Raw genomic sequence first — 19,793 nt, forward strand, 5'->3', positions numbered from 1 at the left:
TGCTCCTTCGTAATCCGCCGCAATTCTTCATGCTAAACAGCGATTATTTCATATCAATCAAAAGACTTTAGCTCTTTTCCATTGACAATAACATTCTTTAAAGAGACATTCTTGAGGTAATCCACTTTAAATGCTTCTTTTACCCCATTAATCTTACAATTGACCATTGTAAAATCAGTTACAGGCGAAGTCTCATATGCGGTTGATAACACAGCGTATTTTCCACCACCTCTGACCTGAAGATTTTCGACCCAGATATTACGGATTGTTGGGATGTGTTTTCCGGGTTTTTCATAAAACATATTGAATCGTACAGCTGCTTCTTTATATTGTCCCACTTCCGTGTTATAAAAAAACACGTTTTCAATAATACCACCTCGGCTGGAACTGGTTTTTATGCGTAGCGCCCGATCCAGATTGGGACTATCCATCACATTGTTAAGTGCGTAGATATTTTTGGCTCCGCCTGCAATTTCGCTACCGATAACGACACCGCCATGCCCATCTTTCATTTCACAATTTTCGATGATATGATTCTCAGCGGGTCGACCAATATTGCGGCCATCTTCATCTCGTCCAGATTTAATAGCAATACAGTCATCACCCGTATCAAAATAACAATTTCTGATCCACACATTTTTACTTGCTTCAGGGTCACAGCCATCATTATTAGGTCCATGGCTTACCACTTTCACGCCCTCGATCAACACATTTTCGCATAAGACAGGATTAAGATTCCACATGGGCGAATTAATTAGCTTCACATCAGCAATCCAGACATTTTTGCAGAGATAAGGCTGTACAAAATTGGGACGAAGAAAATGTCCATCGCCAAATACCCTTTTATTCGGATCCATCTCCTGAGCCATCTGTTGGTGTAAGATTGCCCGAGCCGGTTTTTGTTCGCCAGGACGGCCTTCGTGCCAGCCATATTTACGGGCACCGCACCAATACCACCAATGATCATTGTCAGCATTTCCATCCAGCAATCCTTTTCCTGTAATCGCAATATTTTCTTCTTTATACGCATAGATAAAGGGAGAAAAATTGATACATTCCATGCCTTCCCAACGCGTGAAGACCATCGGATAATCAGCACTATCCCGACTAAAGAGCACCGTTGCACCCTCGCTGATATGAAGGTTGACATTACTTTTCAAATAAATGGCACCGGTCAGGTATACTCCTTTAGGAACAACCACCCGTCCTCCCCCCTGCTTATTACAAGCTTCAATCGCTTTTTTAAAGGCTATGGTATTTTTTGTTCTGCCATCTCCAATTGCACCAAAATCAGCGATGGAATAATCTTTATTTTTGAATTTAGGAGCCACAATGATCTTTTTGAGCTGTTCAATTTCCTTTAGCGGTTGTTGGGCACTCGTCCAGGTTTTCTGTTGTGCTTGACTTGCGACGCATGCAAAAAGTGCGAGCAGAATACTAAAAATCTTTTTCATCGGTATATAATTGTTTTATGAGCGAATAAGTTTAATCCATTATGCATTGCTGTTTTCCAGAATAAATAAGCAGAATTATTGCAGTTCCTTTTTATCATTAGTGCTATTTAACTGCGTACAAATTCTTTACAATATTTCAAAAACAAAGGTTGTAGCAGTATCCGCTTCCCCACCTTGGGTTGCTCCAAATAGGAAACGAGGTTTATCTGTTATTTTATCCATTAAAATCATGGGCCGCTCCAGCCGACCAAACCGTTTCAAATTTACCGGTGGTGGCGGTTCCTGGACATATTCAGCTAAATTTAAATAAGCTACTTTCGGTTCGGACCATTGCAGCCCATCTGATGATGCTAAGATTAGGCCATATTCATGATTATAGAACCCCATATCCCTTGCGATCAAACAATACTGTCCATCCTGTTTCCAAACGAAAGCATCTTCGAGCTGTGCATTATGAGGGCGGTCCGAAAAGTCAATCACTGGAGATTCAGACACCTTTAGGTATGGCCCCAAAGGGTGATCTGCTTTGGCCAACCCATATTTCCGATTTCCCCGGACAGAACCTTTATCATGGAGGTATTCGGCTGTATTCCAAGATTTGTAGTAAAGCCAAAATTTACCGTCATCCCCTTTTAAAAATGCTGGATTTGTGGTGCAGTGGTCATCCCATGCTCCTTCTGCTCCGGGCAATAAAATCGGATGATCACTCCGTTTCCAAGGCCCATCCAAGCTTTTCGCTGTTGCTACACCTATCCTTTTCGTATCTGTCTTTCCATTGGAATTTCCCATATAAAATAAATAATAGGTATCATCTATTTTTTTTATCAAGGGATTATGGCAAGTGGTACTGTCCCAAAAACCTTCTCGAGGTTGTAGAACAATATCCTTATGTTTGAATGCTTCGTAGGGCGAATCGGCGATCGCATGGGCTATTTCAGAACCTTTGATCCAGCCCCCCATTCCTTTCTCCTTTCGCCAACGGGAATAAAAAAGATGGACTTTCCCATCCTCGCCCCAAATCGGTGATGAACACCAAATAAAATAATTCTGTAATTGTAATGAACGACCAATCGGTTTCAATTTGAAATAAGGTGACTCTATCCTACCTTTTTGACCCCATGTACCTAAGGGAAGCAAGGTTGTCATCCATAAAAATGCATTTGACTTTAAGAAGACTCTTCTATCCATTTGAACATTCCCTTCCGTTGATTTACAATTTGGTTTAATTAGATCCGTAATGTTTACGCGAATCAAGCCGTAAGATAATAAAATGAGTCAAGCCACCTATCCTGCGCTATCCTGCAACCGATTGCATTTTGCATAAAAAAACCTACCCATTCAATTCAGAACAGGTAGGTTCACGTTTATTATATTCACTAAACTGTCAAGTAAACCCGAGTATTTCAACCCGAGATTCTCATAGAACCTTACGTGATGGTTGCGCTTCGGCACCTGTATGCCGAGCCTAGGGGACTGCCCCTATCTTTAAAAACAGCATTGCTTGTTTCACCACTAGCATTCGTACCACTCAATATCCCGGATTCTGGGTATACAAGCCCGGGCTATTGTCGAGCTCAGATTGTGGCACGGGGTATAACACATAATTTACTTGAAAAGCAGACATTTGTTTTGCTGCATCGTCTTTCGTGATCCAAGCTTTCATCACAGATTCGACTGTTCCGCTACGGATCAGATCAAACCAGCGTGTTCCCTCACCGATAAACTCGCGTCTCCGTTCGTCCATCAGCTGCGATTTAGTTACATTGGTTAGCGCTGCTGTCAATCCGGCGCGTTTTCGAATTTGATTAACAACCGCATCCACATCCGTCGTTGTTGAACCAGCTGCGCCGTTCAATACACATTCCGCTTTTAATAGCAATAGATCCGTATAACGAAATACAATATAATTGATGGGCCAATCGGTTCGGCTCGCTGGTACCTTTGTCACATCAACAAATTTTTTAACGAAAGGTCTATTTTCGGCGACTTTATTGTATACAAATCCCTCTTGGATACAAAAAGATCTCCGCATATCATCGGCGAGATAAGTACTCATAAAATCATTTGATACTGGTCGAATCGTCAACCCACCTTGCGTGCCCAATCCAAGCGAATTGAACCAATTGTCAGGTACTAGTACCCAAGGAAAAGTAGAACCGACAATCGGATTCGCTCCACTAGCATATTCAATATTAAAGATAACCTCCTTGTTGTGTTCTTTATTATAATCGAATATATCGGCATACTTGTCCAACAGAAGAAATTCGTTGCTGGCAATAATGTCATTGAATTGTTCGATCGCCTTTCCCCACTCATTACTGTTCAACCCAGCTCCTTCTACACTTAAAGTAGGTCCAGACCGCGTCATATAAACCAATCCCAACAACATCTTTGCGGCATACTTATTTGCATGGCCCCGATCCGCCGCGGCATAGCCCCCTGGCAGCGGTAAGGTCTCTACTGCTCTGTTGAGATCGCTAAGAATTAAGGTATAAATATCCTCAACATTACTGCGTGGAATGGTTTTAGCTTCCTGCGCAGATACAACATGATCGATCAAGGGCACTTTGCCGAAGTAACGCAGCAGATCAAAATATAGAAATGCACGCAAAAACTTCGCTTCACCCTCCATCCGATTGCGCAATCCCTCATCTGTAATCACGGTCCCACCTTTGGATTGCAGCTGCTCCAAAAAATTATTTATCCGAAAAATCACATTGTAATTCGTATACCAAGCTTCTTGCACATAGGGATTACTCGCAATCGTCTTATGAAAACTGTTGATTCCTTCCCAATCGCGTACACCACCATCCGAGATGGCATATAGATTGTCCGAGCGGGTTTCGGAAAGGTTCATCAAGCGATCCGGGTACTTTTGGAGGCCATTGTATAAGGCGTTGACGCCTTGTACAAAATCATTCGTTGTCTGAAAAAAAGTTTCAGAGGTTGCATCTGAAATGGGTTGTTGATCCAGATCCATTTTACAGGATCCAAACAATCCTAATAGCAACAAAAATATAGTTAGTTTTTTCATCCTTATAAATTTATTTTTCAATTGTGATGAAGCTATCAGATTTATTCATTCCTTTGTGTGATTGAATAAATCATGATGGTTTCATGATTTTAAAAATTTACGTTTAAACCAAAGGTGATTGTCTTCGGAATCGCTAAACCACCATAATCTCCAGCTTCTGGATAGGTATCACTTCCGCTCAGATTGGTGTTGGACGACTCAGGATTGACTCCACCATCATATTTGTCTTTCCCCCAAAAGTTCTCCAAAGTCATAAACAGGCGAACCATACTGAGTTTAGATTGGCTGCCCAACTTCATATCTTTGATATTATAGCCTAAGGTTATATTACGCAGTCTCCAATAGTCCGAAGAATACAACCAATCTGTATTTTTAATACGTCCAAAGGTTGAATAGGCTTTTCCAACGCGACCTTCTCCCGGATCTTCTTCCGACCGCCACCTATCCCGATAGAAGCCCAATGCATTGTCCGAAGCACCTTGTCCCGTACGTCCCAGTGCTCTACCCAACAAAGAATAAATATGCCCACCATTTTGCCCTTGGAACATAAAGCTCAAATCAAAGTTTTTGTATTTAAAATTATTGGTAATACCCCAAACATAATCCGGATTGGGGTGCCCGACGATAACACGGTCATTGGCATCAATCACACCGTCACCATTGGCATCGACATAACGTGGATCTCCAGCTTTCTCATTGCCAAATAATGCAGCTCCATTGTCAATGTCTTGCTGGCTCAAAATCCCATTCTGTTGGACTACATAGATACTATATAGCGGCTCTCCAACGCGCAAGAGACTATGCTGTATATCGAAAGAAGATGGGATCAATAAATCCGTCTGACCGCCATCCAATTTGGTTACCTTATTGGCACTATGACTGATATTAAACGATGTCGACCATGAGAAATCCGCTTTTTTTATGTTATGCGATGTAATTTCCAAATCCCAGCCATTGCTTTTTAGTTCGCCCGCATTGTTTAAGTAAGAGCCAAATCCGGTTACATACATGGCGGGAACATTCAACAAAAGGTCGCTGCTTTTCCGCGTATACCAATCAAAAGATCCGGTAACTCGAGAGCCAAAAAGTCCGAAGTCCAATCCAACATCGTAAGTACGCGATTTTTCCCATTTTAGATCAGGATTCGCAATATTTTTTGGCGCTTGCCCCGGGACCGACTTATCATTTCCAACGTAGTTATAGATGCCCAGCAAGGGAATACTTTTATAATCGTCAATATTATTGTTCCCAGCTGTACCAAAACTACCCCGCAGTTTTAAATCGTTGATAAAGCTCAACGATTTCATAAAATTTTCGTCCGACAGACGCCAGCCCAATGAAAGGGAGGGGAATAAACCCCACTTGGTATTGGCCCCGAAGCGAGAAGAGCCGTCTCGCCGAAGACTTGCCGAAAATAGATACTTTCCATCAAAGGCGTATTGGACACGACCGAAATAGGACAACAAAATACTTTGTGTTGCCCCGGTTGAAGCAACAGTAGCGACAGCGCCATTCAATGTTTTAATCGAACTATTGATATACCCGTCTTTCGAAGTAATCGATGAAGTTTCTAATTTATCGAAATTATAGGCCTGGCCTACCAAAGCCGTAATATCATGCTTCCCGATATTGACCGAGTAGTTCAGTGTATTTTCATTGACAAAGGTCTGTCTACGGTATACACTGTTAGAGCCATAGGTTGCCTGATTTGGATTGGTGAGCCTGTTTGCTAATGATCCAGCGATCGTATAGGGTTCAAACCTATTACTCCGACTATCTGTTTGATCCAAATTGACCGTTGTTTTAAACGTTAAATGATCCAGGATATGATATTGTCCATAGATAGTTCCGAGTAAACGCGAGATTTTATTTTCGCCCAGATAGTTTTTCAATTTAGCGATCGGATCGTTAGTTGACACACTCCAAGGATACTTATCATTGTCAAGTACATTCACCGTCCCAGCAGGATTATCTTGCACAGGCGACATCGAGTAAATCTGATGCATGATGTTATCTTTTCCCTCGACATCCGGATCGTTACCAATGGAATAAGAAGGTGCTAAATTCAAACCAAAACTTAGCTTTTTATTGGCTTTCACCTCCACATTGGCACGCGCTGTATAATTTTTATAATTTAAGCCATGCACAATCCCCTGCTGGTTCATATAATTCCCCGAAACATAATAATTGACATATTCTGTCCCCCCCGAACCGGTGACTTGATAATTCTGTGTGATTCCCTTACGATAAGCCTCATCTTGCCAATCGATCATATATAGCCCTGGGTGCCCCGGTTGAAGCCAACGGTCGTCGTACATATACGACGTATTAAAGGTCCCATCCTGTAACCCTAAGATCTTGCGACGCTCTTCATTACTCTGGGTGGCCAATCTGCCTGTACCCGACGCTACCCATTGGGCATTGATCATTTCAATCTGGCGATCGATCCATTCTTCTCCATTGAGCATATCCAGTTTGCGGTAAGGCGACGAAATACCTACGTAAGAGTTTAAACTTAGTTTTGCTTCGCCGGTACGTCCACGTTTGGTGGTAATCAATACAACCCCATTCCCTGCACGCGATCCGTAAATTGCCGCGGCCGCGGCATCTTTCAATACTTCGACCGATTCAATATCATTTGGATTCATATTATCCAATGGATTCCCGGAGGAATAACCTCCAGATGTATTTGTTTTCGCATTTTGCAAAGGAAAACCGTCCACCACATATAGCGGTTCTGTACCTGCGGAGATCGACCCCGAACCACGGACTTGCACACTGAGACCTTTGCCAGGGACACCCGTCGATTGTTTGACCCGTACCCCGGCAATTTGTCCAATTAAGGCTTGGTCCACACGGGCTATCGGGCGTTCATCCAAATTTTCAGCTTTAAATTTAGAAACCGGAGCGGTCAGATTTTTCTGTTTTTGCGTGCCATAGCCAATGACAACAACTTCATCGAGCGATTCTTGTTTAGGTGTCAAGTTCACTTGTAAAAACGATAGGTTAGCTACATTGAGGGTTTTAGTGAGGTATTCTATCGAATTGAAGGTAATTTTATCCCCTGGCTTGGCAACGATACCAAATTCACCATTTTGATTCGTTGTTCCACTACCTTTGCCGTTGACAAGGATAGTCACTCCGCTGATAGGTTGACTTTTATCGTCAACAACTTTTCCCTTCAGCAGTTCTTGAGCATATAATACCTGAGTCAAAGCCAACTGGGCCATTACTACGGTACCATATCGTAAGATATTTTTCATGGATTGAAGTTTAAATTGTTACTTGTGATTTATATTGGTAACTGGAAGTTATAGTATCCCTTTAAACTAACTATCCTGAACTTACAGGCTCCTATGTATCCAGTCTGTTACAGAAACCAAAAAGCCCCATAAATGGAGCTTTTATAATTATTATTTTTTATTAATGTAACAAGTTCAGTTTCTTTTCAATCCAGTTAAAGTTCAATATAGACTTCTTGCCATGGCGAAAAATTAACCAACCAATTGCCATTGACTGCCCTCACATTCAGCAACCGGTCACCTTGCTTGACGATCGGCCTCTTCCTTGATTCACAGCGAACCACCAAGGTCAAATCTTCCTGAAATAAGTGCCTGTTCAGTGGCAGATGCGGCACGATACGATAACCTTTTTTGATTTTTTCAATAGTCAAGGTGGTACTATCCCTTTCCTTGACATAGGCCGCAACCTGTGCAAAAGGCGCTATCCAGATTCGATCCTTCATCTGAGCGACCTTTTCCAAATGTCGCCATAAGATCCCCGCATCGAGAAAGTGGTCATAACCGTAGGTAATGCCATGCGTCATCGTCACCCCCCACTCGCCAGTTGCTAAAAGATTTTCTACCCGTTTATCCAAATTCGCATCCGTACTCTTGCTACCAACCGAAAATTGTGATAAGCGCGTCGCCACCCTATTTTTGGAGGCCAAAGCTATCGCCTGTTCATTCTTGGCATTGCCCGGGTAACAGAATGTTTTCGGCCATACACCCAGGTGTTCATAAATCGCACTGTCATTTTTCAACAGTTCGTATTCTGCTTCGGAAACCGAAAGCTTAGCCATATTACGATGCGCCCAACCATGATTTGATATCTCATGTCCCGCCGCTCCCATTGCTTTCAGGTCGGCCCAAGTCACCCGGGTCGTATCCAAGTTATGTGCATTATCCCTATTCACTTTGGATCCATTGATCCAGAAAGTGGCCGTCAGCCCAAGCTTGTTTAGGTGTGGCACCACTATCGTCGCATGTTCTCTTAGCCCATCATCGAAGGTATAGCTGATGGCACATTGCCGATTTCCTTGATATTTAGCGATCTCAAATTTCAGCTCCTGTGCTTTTCCTATCTTTACCGAACATAATGCGATTACTAATGGTATATATAATTCAAGACTTCGAACCAATTGCTTCATCTCTTTTCTATTTTCCTTCATGATCATTGTGTTACTATGATATCTTTTTGCTGCCGAAATAAATTACCATACATATCCAAACCTTCAACAATAATGCGATAGGTTCCCGGTTCATTGGAAGTAAAGAACTGAAAACTTGTCCTACCTGACTTTTTTACCACGATACTCGGTTGCGTAAATGTCACATTCACATCCGTATTGATAATCGGCACCTGCGCAAAGTTCCTAAGCTCGAGCTTGTAGCGACCGCCCTGTTCAGTCGGTTCCCAAGTGGTTTGCGTAAAAACTTGATCCGATCGTCCATTACCAATCGCTAAAGTCCGGTCAAAGAAATAAATAGCTTCATCATTCCGCATCCAATTGGTATATGCCCGCAATCGGTAACTGCCCTCGGTCAGCGTATCCGGTAAGGCAATGTCCCCAACGCCGAGCCCGTTATACAAAGGTATTTTGATCAGCTTTGCTTTTCGTTGATCGGCGCCTATCAATTCGACATAAACAACCTTACTTCCGTTGGACAATAGGTTTTCCACACCAACCGTACAATAGATCTTAAACCAGATTGTCTCACCAGCGACATAACTATTTTTATCCAGATGCAGGTACAGTTTTTCCTGCAAATGCGTTTTCTGCGCTTGCTGTACCTGCATAAAAAAATCACCAGTCTCTTGTGCCTTTACTGACACCAAAAAGCCAGCGATCAATAGCAGTAACGAAACTGATCTTTTGACCGCTGGCGATATGGAATAGTTATTTTTCATGGTTGGCAACACACAACTCTTCTCTTTTATTCAGAATAGAAGATCAGAGCCTTCGTTTCGAAAAACCGTTATACTGAATTCCCGTCTTCACATTATCTATTTTCAAAATAGTCTCATCACTCTTTCGAGAAATTGAGGATTCGACATTTTGCTTTTCGGGAGTATCAGAAAGAAAGGCAGAATCCAATAAGACTAACCGACCAGTATCCATCACCTAGTTTATTTTAAAGGGTAAATACCAATTTTTGGGATCCATCAATTTACTACGCACAGCTCCCGCCTTCGGGTTATTGGCCTTCAGGAGTTTTTCGTAGACTTTATCTGCTAAAAATGCTGGATCGTTGCGACGTCGTGCGATGCGGGTTAAGTCTGACCAACGCTCCCCTTCAAACGCCAATTCGTAAGACGATTCTTCAATGAGTTTATCCTCCAGGTCCTGCTTTGGCACATCAAAGCCCATCATCATTTGACCATAACCGTTCACAGTACCAGGGGTATAAACGATACCGGGGAATGTCCATTCCGGCATTGTTGCTCTTCCTCTGACACCAATACTTCGGTACCAAACACCACGAGCAAGACTGGCATTATCACGTGCATCAAAATAATAAGGCGAAGATTTGGGATAGGTCTGCCGATCCAAACCAAAACCTTGGTGGGTAATCTGTGACTCCAGCTCAAAGAAACTACCTGCTGCCACAGTACCCGCGCTTGTAAATGCACCGTAATAGAACGTTCTAATTAAGCCCCTGTTGGCCAATGCATATGCTAATCGTCCCTGACCGTCCTGATTAGCCGCTTCTGCAAATCGCAAATGCGCCCCTGCAGCACGATTGATATTCCAGCGTCCACCTCTATTCAACAGGTTTAAGACATCGGTCGAGTTATCGGTAAATTTTGTGATCACCGGCTCGCCATCAGCCGCAATTTCGTATGATAATTTCCCCCTAGGATCCCAAGGTATACCATTGGCATTTGTCTGCGAATTCCATTCATCCATGATCTTTTTAGAAGGGCGCAATTCGTATTTGCCAGCTTTGGAAAACAATTCGATAAAAGGATTCCCTGGCGCAAACGAATTACTATAAGGTATTGACCAGTTCCACTCTGAATTCCAAACTTTATTGGTATTGGGTAGCGCAAACATGCTGCGCCAACCTTCTGTCACGGAGTTAACAAGGGATGAACCTTCTTGTGCTCTGGCAAAGTTTACAGTAAAATTGTACGGTCCTATCCGATTTCCATTGTACAAATACTCAATATCCGTATTATTATCCTCAGCTGAAAGAATCTTTTTATACCAGTACGCTGCCTGATAATAGTCACCTTTCCACAAATAAAGTTCACCTAATACATGCGGCTTATTAACAAATATCCGTTGGGTATTTGCCCCATCTGTCGTAAATACCAAGCTCGATCCTGTCGGATAAGCATAGGGTTCCATATAAGGGAGATCTTTGGTATCTTGAATGAGAGAGTCAATCAAATTATTAAAATTGGTCTTCGGATAATGTTCCAATTCTTTAATCTGTGTCACATTGTCGATCGTGGTTTTCACATAAGGCACATCGCCAAAATGCATCCCCAGTTGCAAGTAGAGCCATGCCCGTAGAACCGCGATATCCGAATAGCGTTGATTGAAATCCGCATTGCTCAATTTACCGCTGCTCGCCATAATTTTGAAATTTTTCAATGCATCATTACAATTGAAAATAATCTGATAGAAGGCTGTCGGATCGGCATAGGGGTTATCTATTCCGGCCTCATGATTTGAAATCTGCTGCAAATAGGGATTTGCATTCGTTGTGACATCAATTAGATCAGCCCGTAATTCATTCAGAACGACATAACGATCACCTAAAGTCGCTACCTGCCCATAGATTCCCAATACCGCGGCATCGGCATCGGCCAAGGTATTGAACGTTTTCGAACTGTCTAATTTATCTTCTGGCAAAAAATCCAAGGCTTTCTTACAGGAAGAGATCGTTATCATACAGGCCATTGTCGCCCATATCAATTGTTTTTTATATACTTTCAACATGTTACAGCTTATTACAAACCTAAACGAAGTCCTAATTGGACAGATCTAACTAGTGGTTCCAATGTCACATCAATACCTTGATGATAGACATCGGCAGATTGCGCAAATTCGGGATCATACCCTAGGTACTTACTGATGGTAAACAAATTATTGGCAGTTCCATACAGACGTACATATTTGATGATCTTCTTGTTGACTGGGATACCATATTCAACCGAAATCTGACGCAAGCGCAGGTATGAACCGTCTTCAATCCACCGATTAGAAAAACGGCTGTTGCCCATTGGGTCGTTGTATGTCGCTTTTGGCACATCCGTAACTTGTCCTTCGGCTCGCCATCTATTCTGCAAAAGCTCCGTTTGATTATAAAAGGTACTGCCCGATTCGAGTTGCGCACGGGTATAATTGTAGATATCATTACCCAGGCTAAAGGTCAACAAAGCACCAAATTTCCAGTTTTTGTAGCTCACTATATTACTTAGTCCGCCGACCAGATCGGGATTGGGGTCACCGATCACCATGCGGTCATTATCATCGATAATTTTGTCGCCATTTCGATCATTAAATTTTGCATCTCCTGCCTTAAAAGCCACTTTGTTGCCTGCGGCATCTAAAACTGATAATCCGGCGGCTGAAGCTTCTGCAGCAGTACTGTAGACTCCTTCAAACTCATAACCATAAAATGCATTCGGCGCACCACCAGTTTCGGTGATATAGGTAGCACCTGCATAGTGACTGAAGCTCGTTTCCGGCATACTAAGCATCCTACTTTTGTAATGCCCCAAGTTGATCCCTGCATCCCATTTGACCGATCCATCGATTACCCGACCAAATAGACTCACGTCAATACCCTTGGTCCGCATTGAACCATTATTATATAGATAGTAACTGACCCCAGATAATGTATTACCTGGATTGTAGGCCAACATATCCCGTGTTGTGTTCTGGTAGATATCTACCGTCAGGTTCAGACGTTCCTGAAATAAAGCCAAGTCAAATCCGGCATTGATTTTCTCCACTTTTTCCCATTTTAAATAGGGATTGGATACGCCATCCCGAATTAATCCCTGGACACCCAAAAAATTTTGTGATACGTAATTTTGACGTGCATTATAGTTACCGATATCATCATTACCGACCAGACCATAACTCAAACGCAACTTGGCCAAATTAACTTTGCTACTATTTTTCAAGAAATCTTCATTGGATAATACCCATGCACCTGCCACTGCGGGAAATAACGCATAAGTTTTATCTGCGATCCGAACACCCTCACTGACCTGATCACCAAAACGGGAAGAGCCATCCAAGGCAATGGAACCATTGAAAATATAACGATCTTTCCACGTGAAGTTCGCTAATCCATAACCTGTCATATTCGCCCATTTACCGATATTACCACCGTAAGTACGTGATACCGCAGTGGAGTTACCAATGCTTACCAGCTGGTCGGTAGCCGAATTATATCCGAGCGCATAATCCTGTTCTGAATCGTGTTTGTGATACCGGATACCACCGATAGCCTGTAGTTTACCTGAATAACCGAAGTCTTGCTTATACTGTAGACGTAAATCGTTGGATATGGAATAATACCGGGCCACTTGTGTCCCTAATCGACTAAATACTTCAATGTTGTTGACCGTGTCCTTTGCGACTCCTTTCTTCGGAATAAAAAAGCTCTCTTGCGCTTTATCATAGGTCACAGTTGTTAAATTACTTAATTTAAAGCGATTACTAAATTCGTAATTAAAGACTAGGGAGCCCAGTAAACGGTAAGCTTTTTTATTATTGATACCATTGTGAATAATCTGCATTGGATTGGAATAGCCAAAATAATCTGCGTCAGCATAGTTTGGCGAGACAGTTCCGTCTGATGAAACCTCATTCGTATTTAAAATCGGAGCTTTGATCAACGATAAAAACAACGGATTTGTCTTGGGTGAAAGTCCTTGATCTTTGAGATTTTGCTGTCCATAACCAATCGAAATATTACTTTGCGCCGTAAATTTTTTCGTTAATACCATATCGCCATTGAAACGTGCCGTGTAACGGGTTTGCGAGGTTTGGTCTATAACTCCTTTTTCGTCATTGTATCCAACCGAAAGCGCATATTTTGCTATATCATCTCCACCCGTTACCCGCAAATAATAGTTTTGATCAATACTGCTTTTGAGTACTTTTTCCTGCCAGTTGGTCTCATTGTGGTAGACGGCATAATCCGCGAATTTGGGATTATCATTATTAAAGGGCATTTCTGCAATTTCACTTCCGGTATGATTACTCGTCGCCAACACATCATTAAGGTAACTGCGATAAGCATAAGCTCCCATCAACGGCAAGCTTTTCGGCCGAAAATTATAACCCGTATTAGCTTGCAAATCGATCTGCGTAGCGACCTCCCTTGCGTGATTCGTGTTTATTACCACAATACCGTTTGCCGCCTTTGCACCATAAATCGACGCCGCCACAGCATCTTTCAATACGGTTACATTCTGAATATCGCGTACGTCGATATGTTGCAAAGCATTGTTCAGATGTCCTGTCGTAATCGATGGTGACAAATGCTCCGCATTGTAGACTATACCATCCACAATATAAAGGGGTTGGTTGTTGGTATAAATTGACGATAATCCACGAATATTAACGTTAGCGCCCATACCTGGTGTTCCTGAGCGGCGTACGACATTGACTCCGGCCATTTTCCCCTGCAGGTAACTGCCCACAGTTTCAGAATTTTCTTCCCAAGCATCGAACTCCAATTTATCTACAGCACCGCCACTAGCTAATACATCATTATCTCCAAAAACAGTAGTCGTTGCCTTATAAAGTGATCGATAACCTGAGGGATACAGTGTCACTCGTAGTTTTCCATCCTTCAGAATCGGAACCTCTTTTGGGATATAACCATCCATAGAAACTTCTACAACCGCATTCTTTACAGGAATGTCCATTGAAAATTCGCCTTTGGAATTGGTCAATTTAGCCACATTTTTCCCATAAGTCACCCGCGCTCCAGCAATTGCCTTATTGGTTTTACTGTCATATACCGTACCCATTACCTTATATTGTGGATTCGAGACCGTTGTCAATTTTTTTGCCGTAGAATCGCGTTCTTGCGCCCAAGTAGCTTGTCCCCCTAATGTCGTGAGCAACAAGATTAATCCTAATTTACTACTCACTTTATTAAAAATCATCTTTGTTGTCATTTGGTTATTGGATAATAGGTACAAATCTGAGGTATTCCAAGATAATTGGCCCGGTGCCATTGCACATGACCAATAGTTGCATATTGCCATACACGTCTTGGGTTACTTCCCCTAAATAGACCTCATTGGGATTTAAAGGCTGTACTTCAAAAGCCATTCGCGTGTCTGCATTTCCAAGGTAGTTAAACACTGGCCGCTTATACAAGTCTGGCTCGTTGACCGCGACAATACTGGGATCAAAAAAATGTACATACTGCGTAAATACAGCAGTCTGTGGATCTCCCGCCAATCCCATAATCGCTCGACCATAGACTTTATATTTACCCACAGTCATGCTCAAGGCGCGGTATTTGGCATAAAACGATGTAACCTTATGATCATAGATCTCAATATCTTGATACAAGGCACCATTCATGTCACGTTTATCCCGAAAGAAGATATTTCCGCGTTTATCATTCTGCTTGTAACCGCGGGGATCAATCCCTAAGACCTTTATTTGTTTGATTTGATCACTTAGCTTATAGGTTAGGTGTTTAACCCGATATACCGCTCCGTTACTGGTTTTCGTCCGTGAGATAATGTCTGCTGGATCAAGTTGAAAAGCCGTCCCTGTAATGGAGACTACACCAGCGGCAAGAGTTTCGGGGCTCAGATCCCCCTCTACCATAAAATCCCGTAAAACCGCTTTCTTTGTAAAGAAAGTAGTTGTACTATCTGGTCGTGTTGTATTTCCTTCTTCATAAGCTGTCGTGTAATAGGGCTTTAACTTGGCATACTCTGCCTCATAACTCTCGTCATCCACGACAAAATAAGTATACTTACGGCTTTCGGTGGTCATATTCCGTCGCACCTCACTGATCCAAATTGGGCTGGTATGATAAGTAATCGTCTCGCCGTCAAGGTGCACAGTATCAAAGGAAGCAATGGCTTCCACCTGTTTAGTGCTGAAAAATTTAGACTTCAATAAATTAAATATATTCTGCAGCGGTTTAAGCGGCTGGCCCACCACGTGATAAATCCCGTTGCTGGCGATCAGATTGCTTTGAGTAGGTACAACTCCATCAAATTCACCATGCGTAAACTCGACATATTTGTTGCGCATATTCAGGGCTTTCACGGTATCAACACCAGTATTCACATTGTATATCGAATTAATAATATGATAGCCAACAAAACTTTTGACCACCGCTGTGTCTGTAAAGTCATAGTCAGCCTTAGCTGCCGCCATGGCCTCATTGGTTGGAATAATCAGGGTATAATTTTTAGACGCTTTTAGTGATTCTGCATACCCGGATTTATTCAGTAGATCTGTAAAGGTTGAGAAATCCGAATTTTCGGAAATCAATTCATACAGTGTTTTTTGGGCACTGGTACTCCCGAAATGATCTTCCCATTTTTTTGTACAGGATGCAAGTGACAGTAAAAATACCACTACTACCCCCATATATTTTAAGGTATCTTTCATAATAATCTGTTCCTATTGTTGTGGTCTATAAAATAGTTCGCCTGTTAATTGATGGAATCGTGGATAATTTTGTTCTAGATCATCTGCTGGAATAAATTGGATCATATCCAGGTAAACGGTGTTACTACCACATTTTTTATCCTTTACCGCTTCAAATCGAATAACATGGCGGTCAGTCGTTTCCACATTAATAATTCCGGCCAAGCGGCCTACATTCAACGAAGCCTCACTGCCTGTCTTCGCCTTCAGTCCTCCAGTGATATTATTTGGGTTATAATCCCCCACAGTAGCCATATAACGTTTGTAGCCTTGGGAGAGCATGAGGTTATCTGCATTTGGATTGCTCAGGTCACTAACACCGGAAGCTGTCAAAGTTTGATTCAAAACGATAATATTCGGCAAAATCTGTTCATCGGCTTTCCCAGGGTTGAAAGTTGCCTGTATCTCGGGCGCATCACCATGTTGCGCATAACAAACCCACACTTTATAACGACCTTTCACCAAGTAAGGTGTCTTAAACTCAATCCATTTTGCCCGGTTGGCATTATTAAAACACAAGGATAAACTTAATAAATCACCATTTGCGTAAGGACGCTTAGATTCCAAAGCTTTATAATACGTGTAGGCATTGGTTCCGATCGTCAATACAGTAAGATTATTAAAGCCTATTGAGTTCGCTATTGGCTGACCATTGGCAACCAACGGCTTAGCTGTACTCTGATAAGCACTACCTATAGCTGAAAGTAATTCTGGAGAGGTTGCTATATCAAAATAAACGGGTACTTGTGGTCTTACTTTTATCTTGACTTCCTGTTTACTTTCGTGGATCACACCATTGGAAGCCATTATATCACTATAGGATCGATTTAATTCTGATCCTGGTTCAAAGACGCCATTAAAGGTTCCCTCATTTAATAAAACATTGGTACTAAACAATTTGGTAGTAATAATTTCTTTAGGCGCCAAAGTATACAGACTGCCCCCCGCAACGACATCTTCCAAAAACTTAACATCATTACTGATATGGTAAGCCACATATAACCATAAACTATCCTTGGGGTTCTTCGGATTACCTGTCTGGGAATATTTCGTCTTTAAATCAGCAATATCGTGTATCCCTAAAGTATTCAATGCTGAGTCTGACTCAACAATTAGGGTTTGAAATCGCTTGTTAGCAGCTATTTCCATTCCACGCTTATAATACAGTGTATCATAAAATCCAGTTTCTTTTAGTGCGGCAGAAAAAATACTATATCTCGAGTTACCAGCAACCATTTCAGCAATACTCTGGACCGGTGGGGTCAATACTTTATCGATCGCATGGATAATACCATTGCCACAAAAAATATTCGATTTAGTAACCAGAGCAGATTTATTGATACGATAATTTCCACGAAGTACATCCGTGTATAAATACTCACCAAACAAACTCGGTGTCTTGATCTTTCCATCCGAAAAACGGAGTGTACCTACCGTGTCTCGAATAACATGATATTTGACAAAGTCTAACAACTCAGCATCGGTGAAATCGGTTAAGGCCGACTTACCTTGATCCTTCATCCAAGCGGTGATACTTGCATTATTTGGCGCAAATAGCGTATAGGTACCATAGGCTCCAAGATAACCCGCTGTTTTCGAACGGTACATAATATCGGTCAATAAAGAATAATCATCCGCATGTTGCTCGAGATAACCGGTAATATTCACCTCATCGGTTGTCGTTGTGCGGTAATTTTCTTTCTGGCAGGCCTGAATCAGACCGACAATTAGTACAACCAATGCACTAACTATCCAAAATGACATATTCAGTTGCTTTTTCATATGTAAATAATTATTTCATGAGCTCGCAAGCTCGGTTTGTTTTTTAAGTCCATATGGAATATCCACATTATTTTCATTCGTGCTTGTATGTTGTGACTGTGGATATTTCATAAATTTATTTTAAGTAAAATGGATTTTGTTTTAGCGATTGATCCTTAAATAACTCGGTTTCCAAGATCGGGAGATAGTGGCTATCGGTGTCTCTTACCTTACTGATCGCCGATTGCTGCACATTGGAGTCCGCGGTTTTAGTCACCAGGTCTACCAAGACATTTAAGTTCGAATAACTATCCTTTTTTGCCAACCGTAAAAGGTCAAACCAGCGCTTACCTTCAAAGGTCAACTCACGAGCTCTTTCATCGAAAACGTAGAATACAATACTCTCGGTATCATTTTCATCGACCAGCGCATCAGATGCAGCGATAGCTTTTCTTTTCGTCCGCAGCTCATTAATCAATTGCAAAGCTTCTGCTCCTCTACCCAATTCAGCCAGCGCTTCCGCCCGCATCAACATAATGTCGGAAATTCGATAAATTTGAAAGTTAAAATAATTCGGTGTTTCTAAGCCATACTTGACAATACTGCCTGCGGATAGATATAAGCTCCCTTCACCACGTGAATCGGATAGGTCTGCATCTACATCCGCATTTGATGGAAAAATTTCGGAATTCAATAGGTCTACATTGGCCATAAAAGGTTTCTTATCGGCCAAAACCAAGTCAAACATGGGATTTACCTGAGAGCCCTTATGACTAATCTCAAAGATGGTCTCCGCCGTTCCACCATCAAAAATAGAAACTGTAGCTACGCCATTTAACCGATATCGGTTCGTATTTAGTATTTTGGCTGTCTCCACTTCCACTTTATCGTATTGTTCCAACCAGAGGTATACATCAGCCAGCATCGCAGTTACCGCAGGCCTAGTTACTCTACCAGCATTTGTCGCATTATAATCAACAGACTCGACGAGATACTCCGGCACCATTCCCTGAGCTTTAATCAAATCTGCTTCAATTTGTTTCAAAACCTCTTCAGCAGAGGATTGGGTAGTCGGTACGATATCCGTATCTTTTGCGATACCTTTTAATTTTAATGGAATATCTCGAAAGGTACGTACCAAATAAAAATACAGGAAGCTCCGAATAGCGAGTGCCTCACCGATCGCATCATTGTATGCCGCATCAGTAAAGGTAGGATCAGACGCTTTAGCTAGTGGAGCTTTGTCGATTAAGAGGTTACAGTCATTGATGGCTGAATATATAGCGCTCCAATCAGAGAGCATATTAGTGCTCAGAATATTGTAATTTTTGACGTAGCGATTATCATCACTCGCATAACTGGTTAGCCCGACCAGATCAGCTCGCAATTCTCCCCAAAGGAATAGGCTTCTTTCTACCCCACCGCCATTTAGGGATGAATAGATCCCTATTAAGCCAGCATGTACATCTTCCTTAGTTTTCCAGAACTCATCATTAGTAATCCCATCCTGTGGCTGCAGGTCAAGCCATTTATTACATGAATTGAGCGATACGCTAGATAGTGCAAGGAGGCTCATTATAATTATCTTTCTCATCATCTTTCA

11 protein-coding genes are annotated in these 19,793 nt (G+C 42.0%); all 11 read right to left on the minus strand.

Annotated features, from left to right (window positions below; translation table 11 throughout):
* Positions 1 to 53 precede the first annotated feature (53 nt).
* The 11 genes from G6053_RS27385 to G6053_RS27435 all read right to left on the minus strand — a co-directional run bounded on the left by G6053_RS27385 (position 54) and on the right by G6053_RS27435 (position 19,787).
* Positions 54 to 1,454 carry a glycoside hydrolase family 28 protein gene (locus G6053_RS27385; RefSeq protein ID WP_165309185.1) on the minus strand — a complete coding sequence of 467 codons (1,401 nt, stop codon included), beginning with the start codon at positions 1,452 to 1,454 and terminating at the stop codon, positions 54 to 56.
* 126 nt (positions 1,455 to 1,580) lie between these two features.
* Complete coding sequence (locus tag G6053_RS27390; protein WP_165309186.1) at positions 1,581 to 2,642, minus strand: glycoside hydrolase family protein; 1,062 nt, start codon at positions 2,640 to 2,642, stop codon at positions 1,581 to 1,583.
* A 340-nt stretch (positions 2,643 to 2,982) separates the two neighbouring features.
* Positions 2,983 to 4,488 (minus strand): RagB/SusD family nutrient uptake outer membrane protein, encoded by a 1,506-nt coding sequence (locus G6053_RS27395; RefSeq protein ID WP_165309187.1) that lies wholly within the window; start codon positions 4,486 to 4,488, stop codon positions 2,983 to 2,985.
* 89 nt (positions 4,489 to 4,577) lie between these two features.
* Positions 4,578 to 7,751 carry a TonB-dependent receptor gene (locus tag G6053_RS27400; RefSeq protein ID WP_165309188.1) on the minus strand — a complete coding sequence of 1,058 codons (3,174 nt, stop codon included), beginning with the start codon at positions 7,749 to 7,751 and terminating at the stop codon, positions 4,578 to 4,580.
* A 194-nt stretch (positions 7,752 to 7,945) separates the two neighbouring features.
* Complete coding sequence (locus tag G6053_RS27405; RefSeq protein ID WP_165309189.1) at positions 7,946 to 8,938, minus strand: polysaccharide deacetylase family protein; 993 nt, start codon at positions 8,936 to 8,938, stop codon at positions 7,946 to 7,948.
* A 2-nt stretch (positions 8,939 to 8,940) separates the two neighbouring features.
* A complete protein-coding gene (locus G6053_RS27410) occupies positions 8,941 to 9,678 on the minus strand; it encodes a hypothetical protein (RefSeq protein ID WP_165309190.1) in 738 nt (245 codons plus the stop codon).
* Positions 9,679 to 9,892: 214 nt separating this feature from the next.
* On the minus strand, positions 9,893 to 11,719 hold the full coding sequence (locus tag G6053_RS27415) for a RagB/SusD family nutrient uptake outer membrane protein (RefSeq protein WP_165309191.1): 1,827 nt from the start codon (positions 11,717 to 11,719) through the stop codon (positions 9,893 to 9,895).
* 11 nt (positions 11,720 to 11,730) lie between these two features.
* Entirely contained in the window at positions 11,731 to 14,913 is a 3,183-nt protein-coding gene (locus G6053_RS27420; protein ID WP_165309192.1) for a SusC/RagA family TonB-linked outer membrane protein, read from the minus strand.
* 16 nt (positions 14,914 to 14,929) lie between these two features.
* Positions 14,930 to 16,390 (minus strand): fasciclin domain-containing protein, encoded by a 1,461-nt coding sequence (locus tag G6053_RS27425; protein WP_165309193.1) that lies wholly within the window; start codon positions 16,388 to 16,390, stop codon positions 14,930 to 14,932.
* A 12-nt stretch (positions 16,391 to 16,402) separates the two neighbouring features.
* Positions 16,403 to 18,211: a fasciclin domain-containing protein gene (locus tag G6053_RS27430; RefSeq protein WP_165309194.1), complete on the minus strand. Its 1,809-nt coding sequence runs from the start codon at positions 18,209 to 18,211 to the stop codon at positions 16,403 to 16,405.
* A 115-nt stretch (positions 18,212 to 18,326) separates the two neighbouring features.
* A complete protein-coding gene (locus G6053_RS27435) occupies positions 18,327 to 19,787 on the minus strand; it encodes a RagB/SusD family nutrient uptake outer membrane protein (protein ID WP_165309195.1) in 1,461 nt (486 codons plus the stop codon).
* Positions 19,788 to 19,793 lie beyond the last annotated feature (6 nt).

Origin of the sequence: Sphingobacterium sp. DR205, assembly GCF_011064245.1 — a bacterium.
GTDB lineage: Bacteria > Bacteroidota > Bacteroidia > Sphingobacteriales > Sphingobacteriaceae > Sphingobacterium > Sphingobacterium athyrii.

Bases quoted from the DNA above. Each gene is read 5' to 3' on its own strand.
- G6053_RS27405 (WP_165309189.1), bottom strand. From the start codon at position 8,938: ATGAAGGAAAATAGAAAAGAGATGAAGCAATTGGTTCGAAGTCTTGAA.
- G6053_RS27410 (WP_165309190.1), bottom strand. From the start codon at position 9,678: ATGAAAAATAACTATTCCATATCGCCAGCGGTCAAAAGATCAGTTTCG.
- G6053_RS27430 (WP_165309194.1), bottom strand. From the start codon at position 18,211: ATGAAAAAGCAACTGAATATGTCATTTTGGATAGTTAGTGCATTGGTT.
- G6053_RS27415 (WP_165309191.1), bottom strand. From the start codon at position 11,719: ATGTTGAAAGTATATAAAAAACAATTGATATGGGCGACAATGGCCTGT.
- G6053_RS27400 (WP_165309188.1), bottom strand. From the start codon at position 7,751: ATGAAAAATATCTTACGATATGGTACCGTAGTAATGGCCCAGTTGGCT.
- G6053_RS27385 (WP_165309185.1), bottom strand. From the start codon at position 1,454: ATGAAAAAGATTTTTAGTATTCTGCTCGCACTTTTTGCATGCGTCGCA.
- G6053_RS27435 (WP_165309195.1), bottom strand. From the start codon at position 19,787: ATGATGAGAAAGATAATTATAATGAGCCTCCTTGCACTATCTAGCGTA.
- G6053_RS27420 (WP_165309192.1), bottom strand. From the start codon at position 14,913: ATGATTTTTAATAAAGTGAGTAGTAAATTAGGATTAATCTTGTTGCTC.
- G6053_RS27395 (WP_165309187.1), bottom strand. From the start codon at position 4,488: ATGAAAAAACTAACTATATTTTTGTTGCTATTAGGATTGTTTGGATCC.
- G6053_RS27390 (WP_165309186.1), bottom strand. From the start codon at position 2,642: ATGGATAGAAGAGTCTTCTTAAAGTCAAATGCATTTTTATGGATGACA.
- G6053_RS27425 (WP_165309193.1), bottom strand. From the start codon at position 16,390: ATGAAAGATACCTTAAAATATATGGGGGTAGTAGTGGTATTTTTACTG.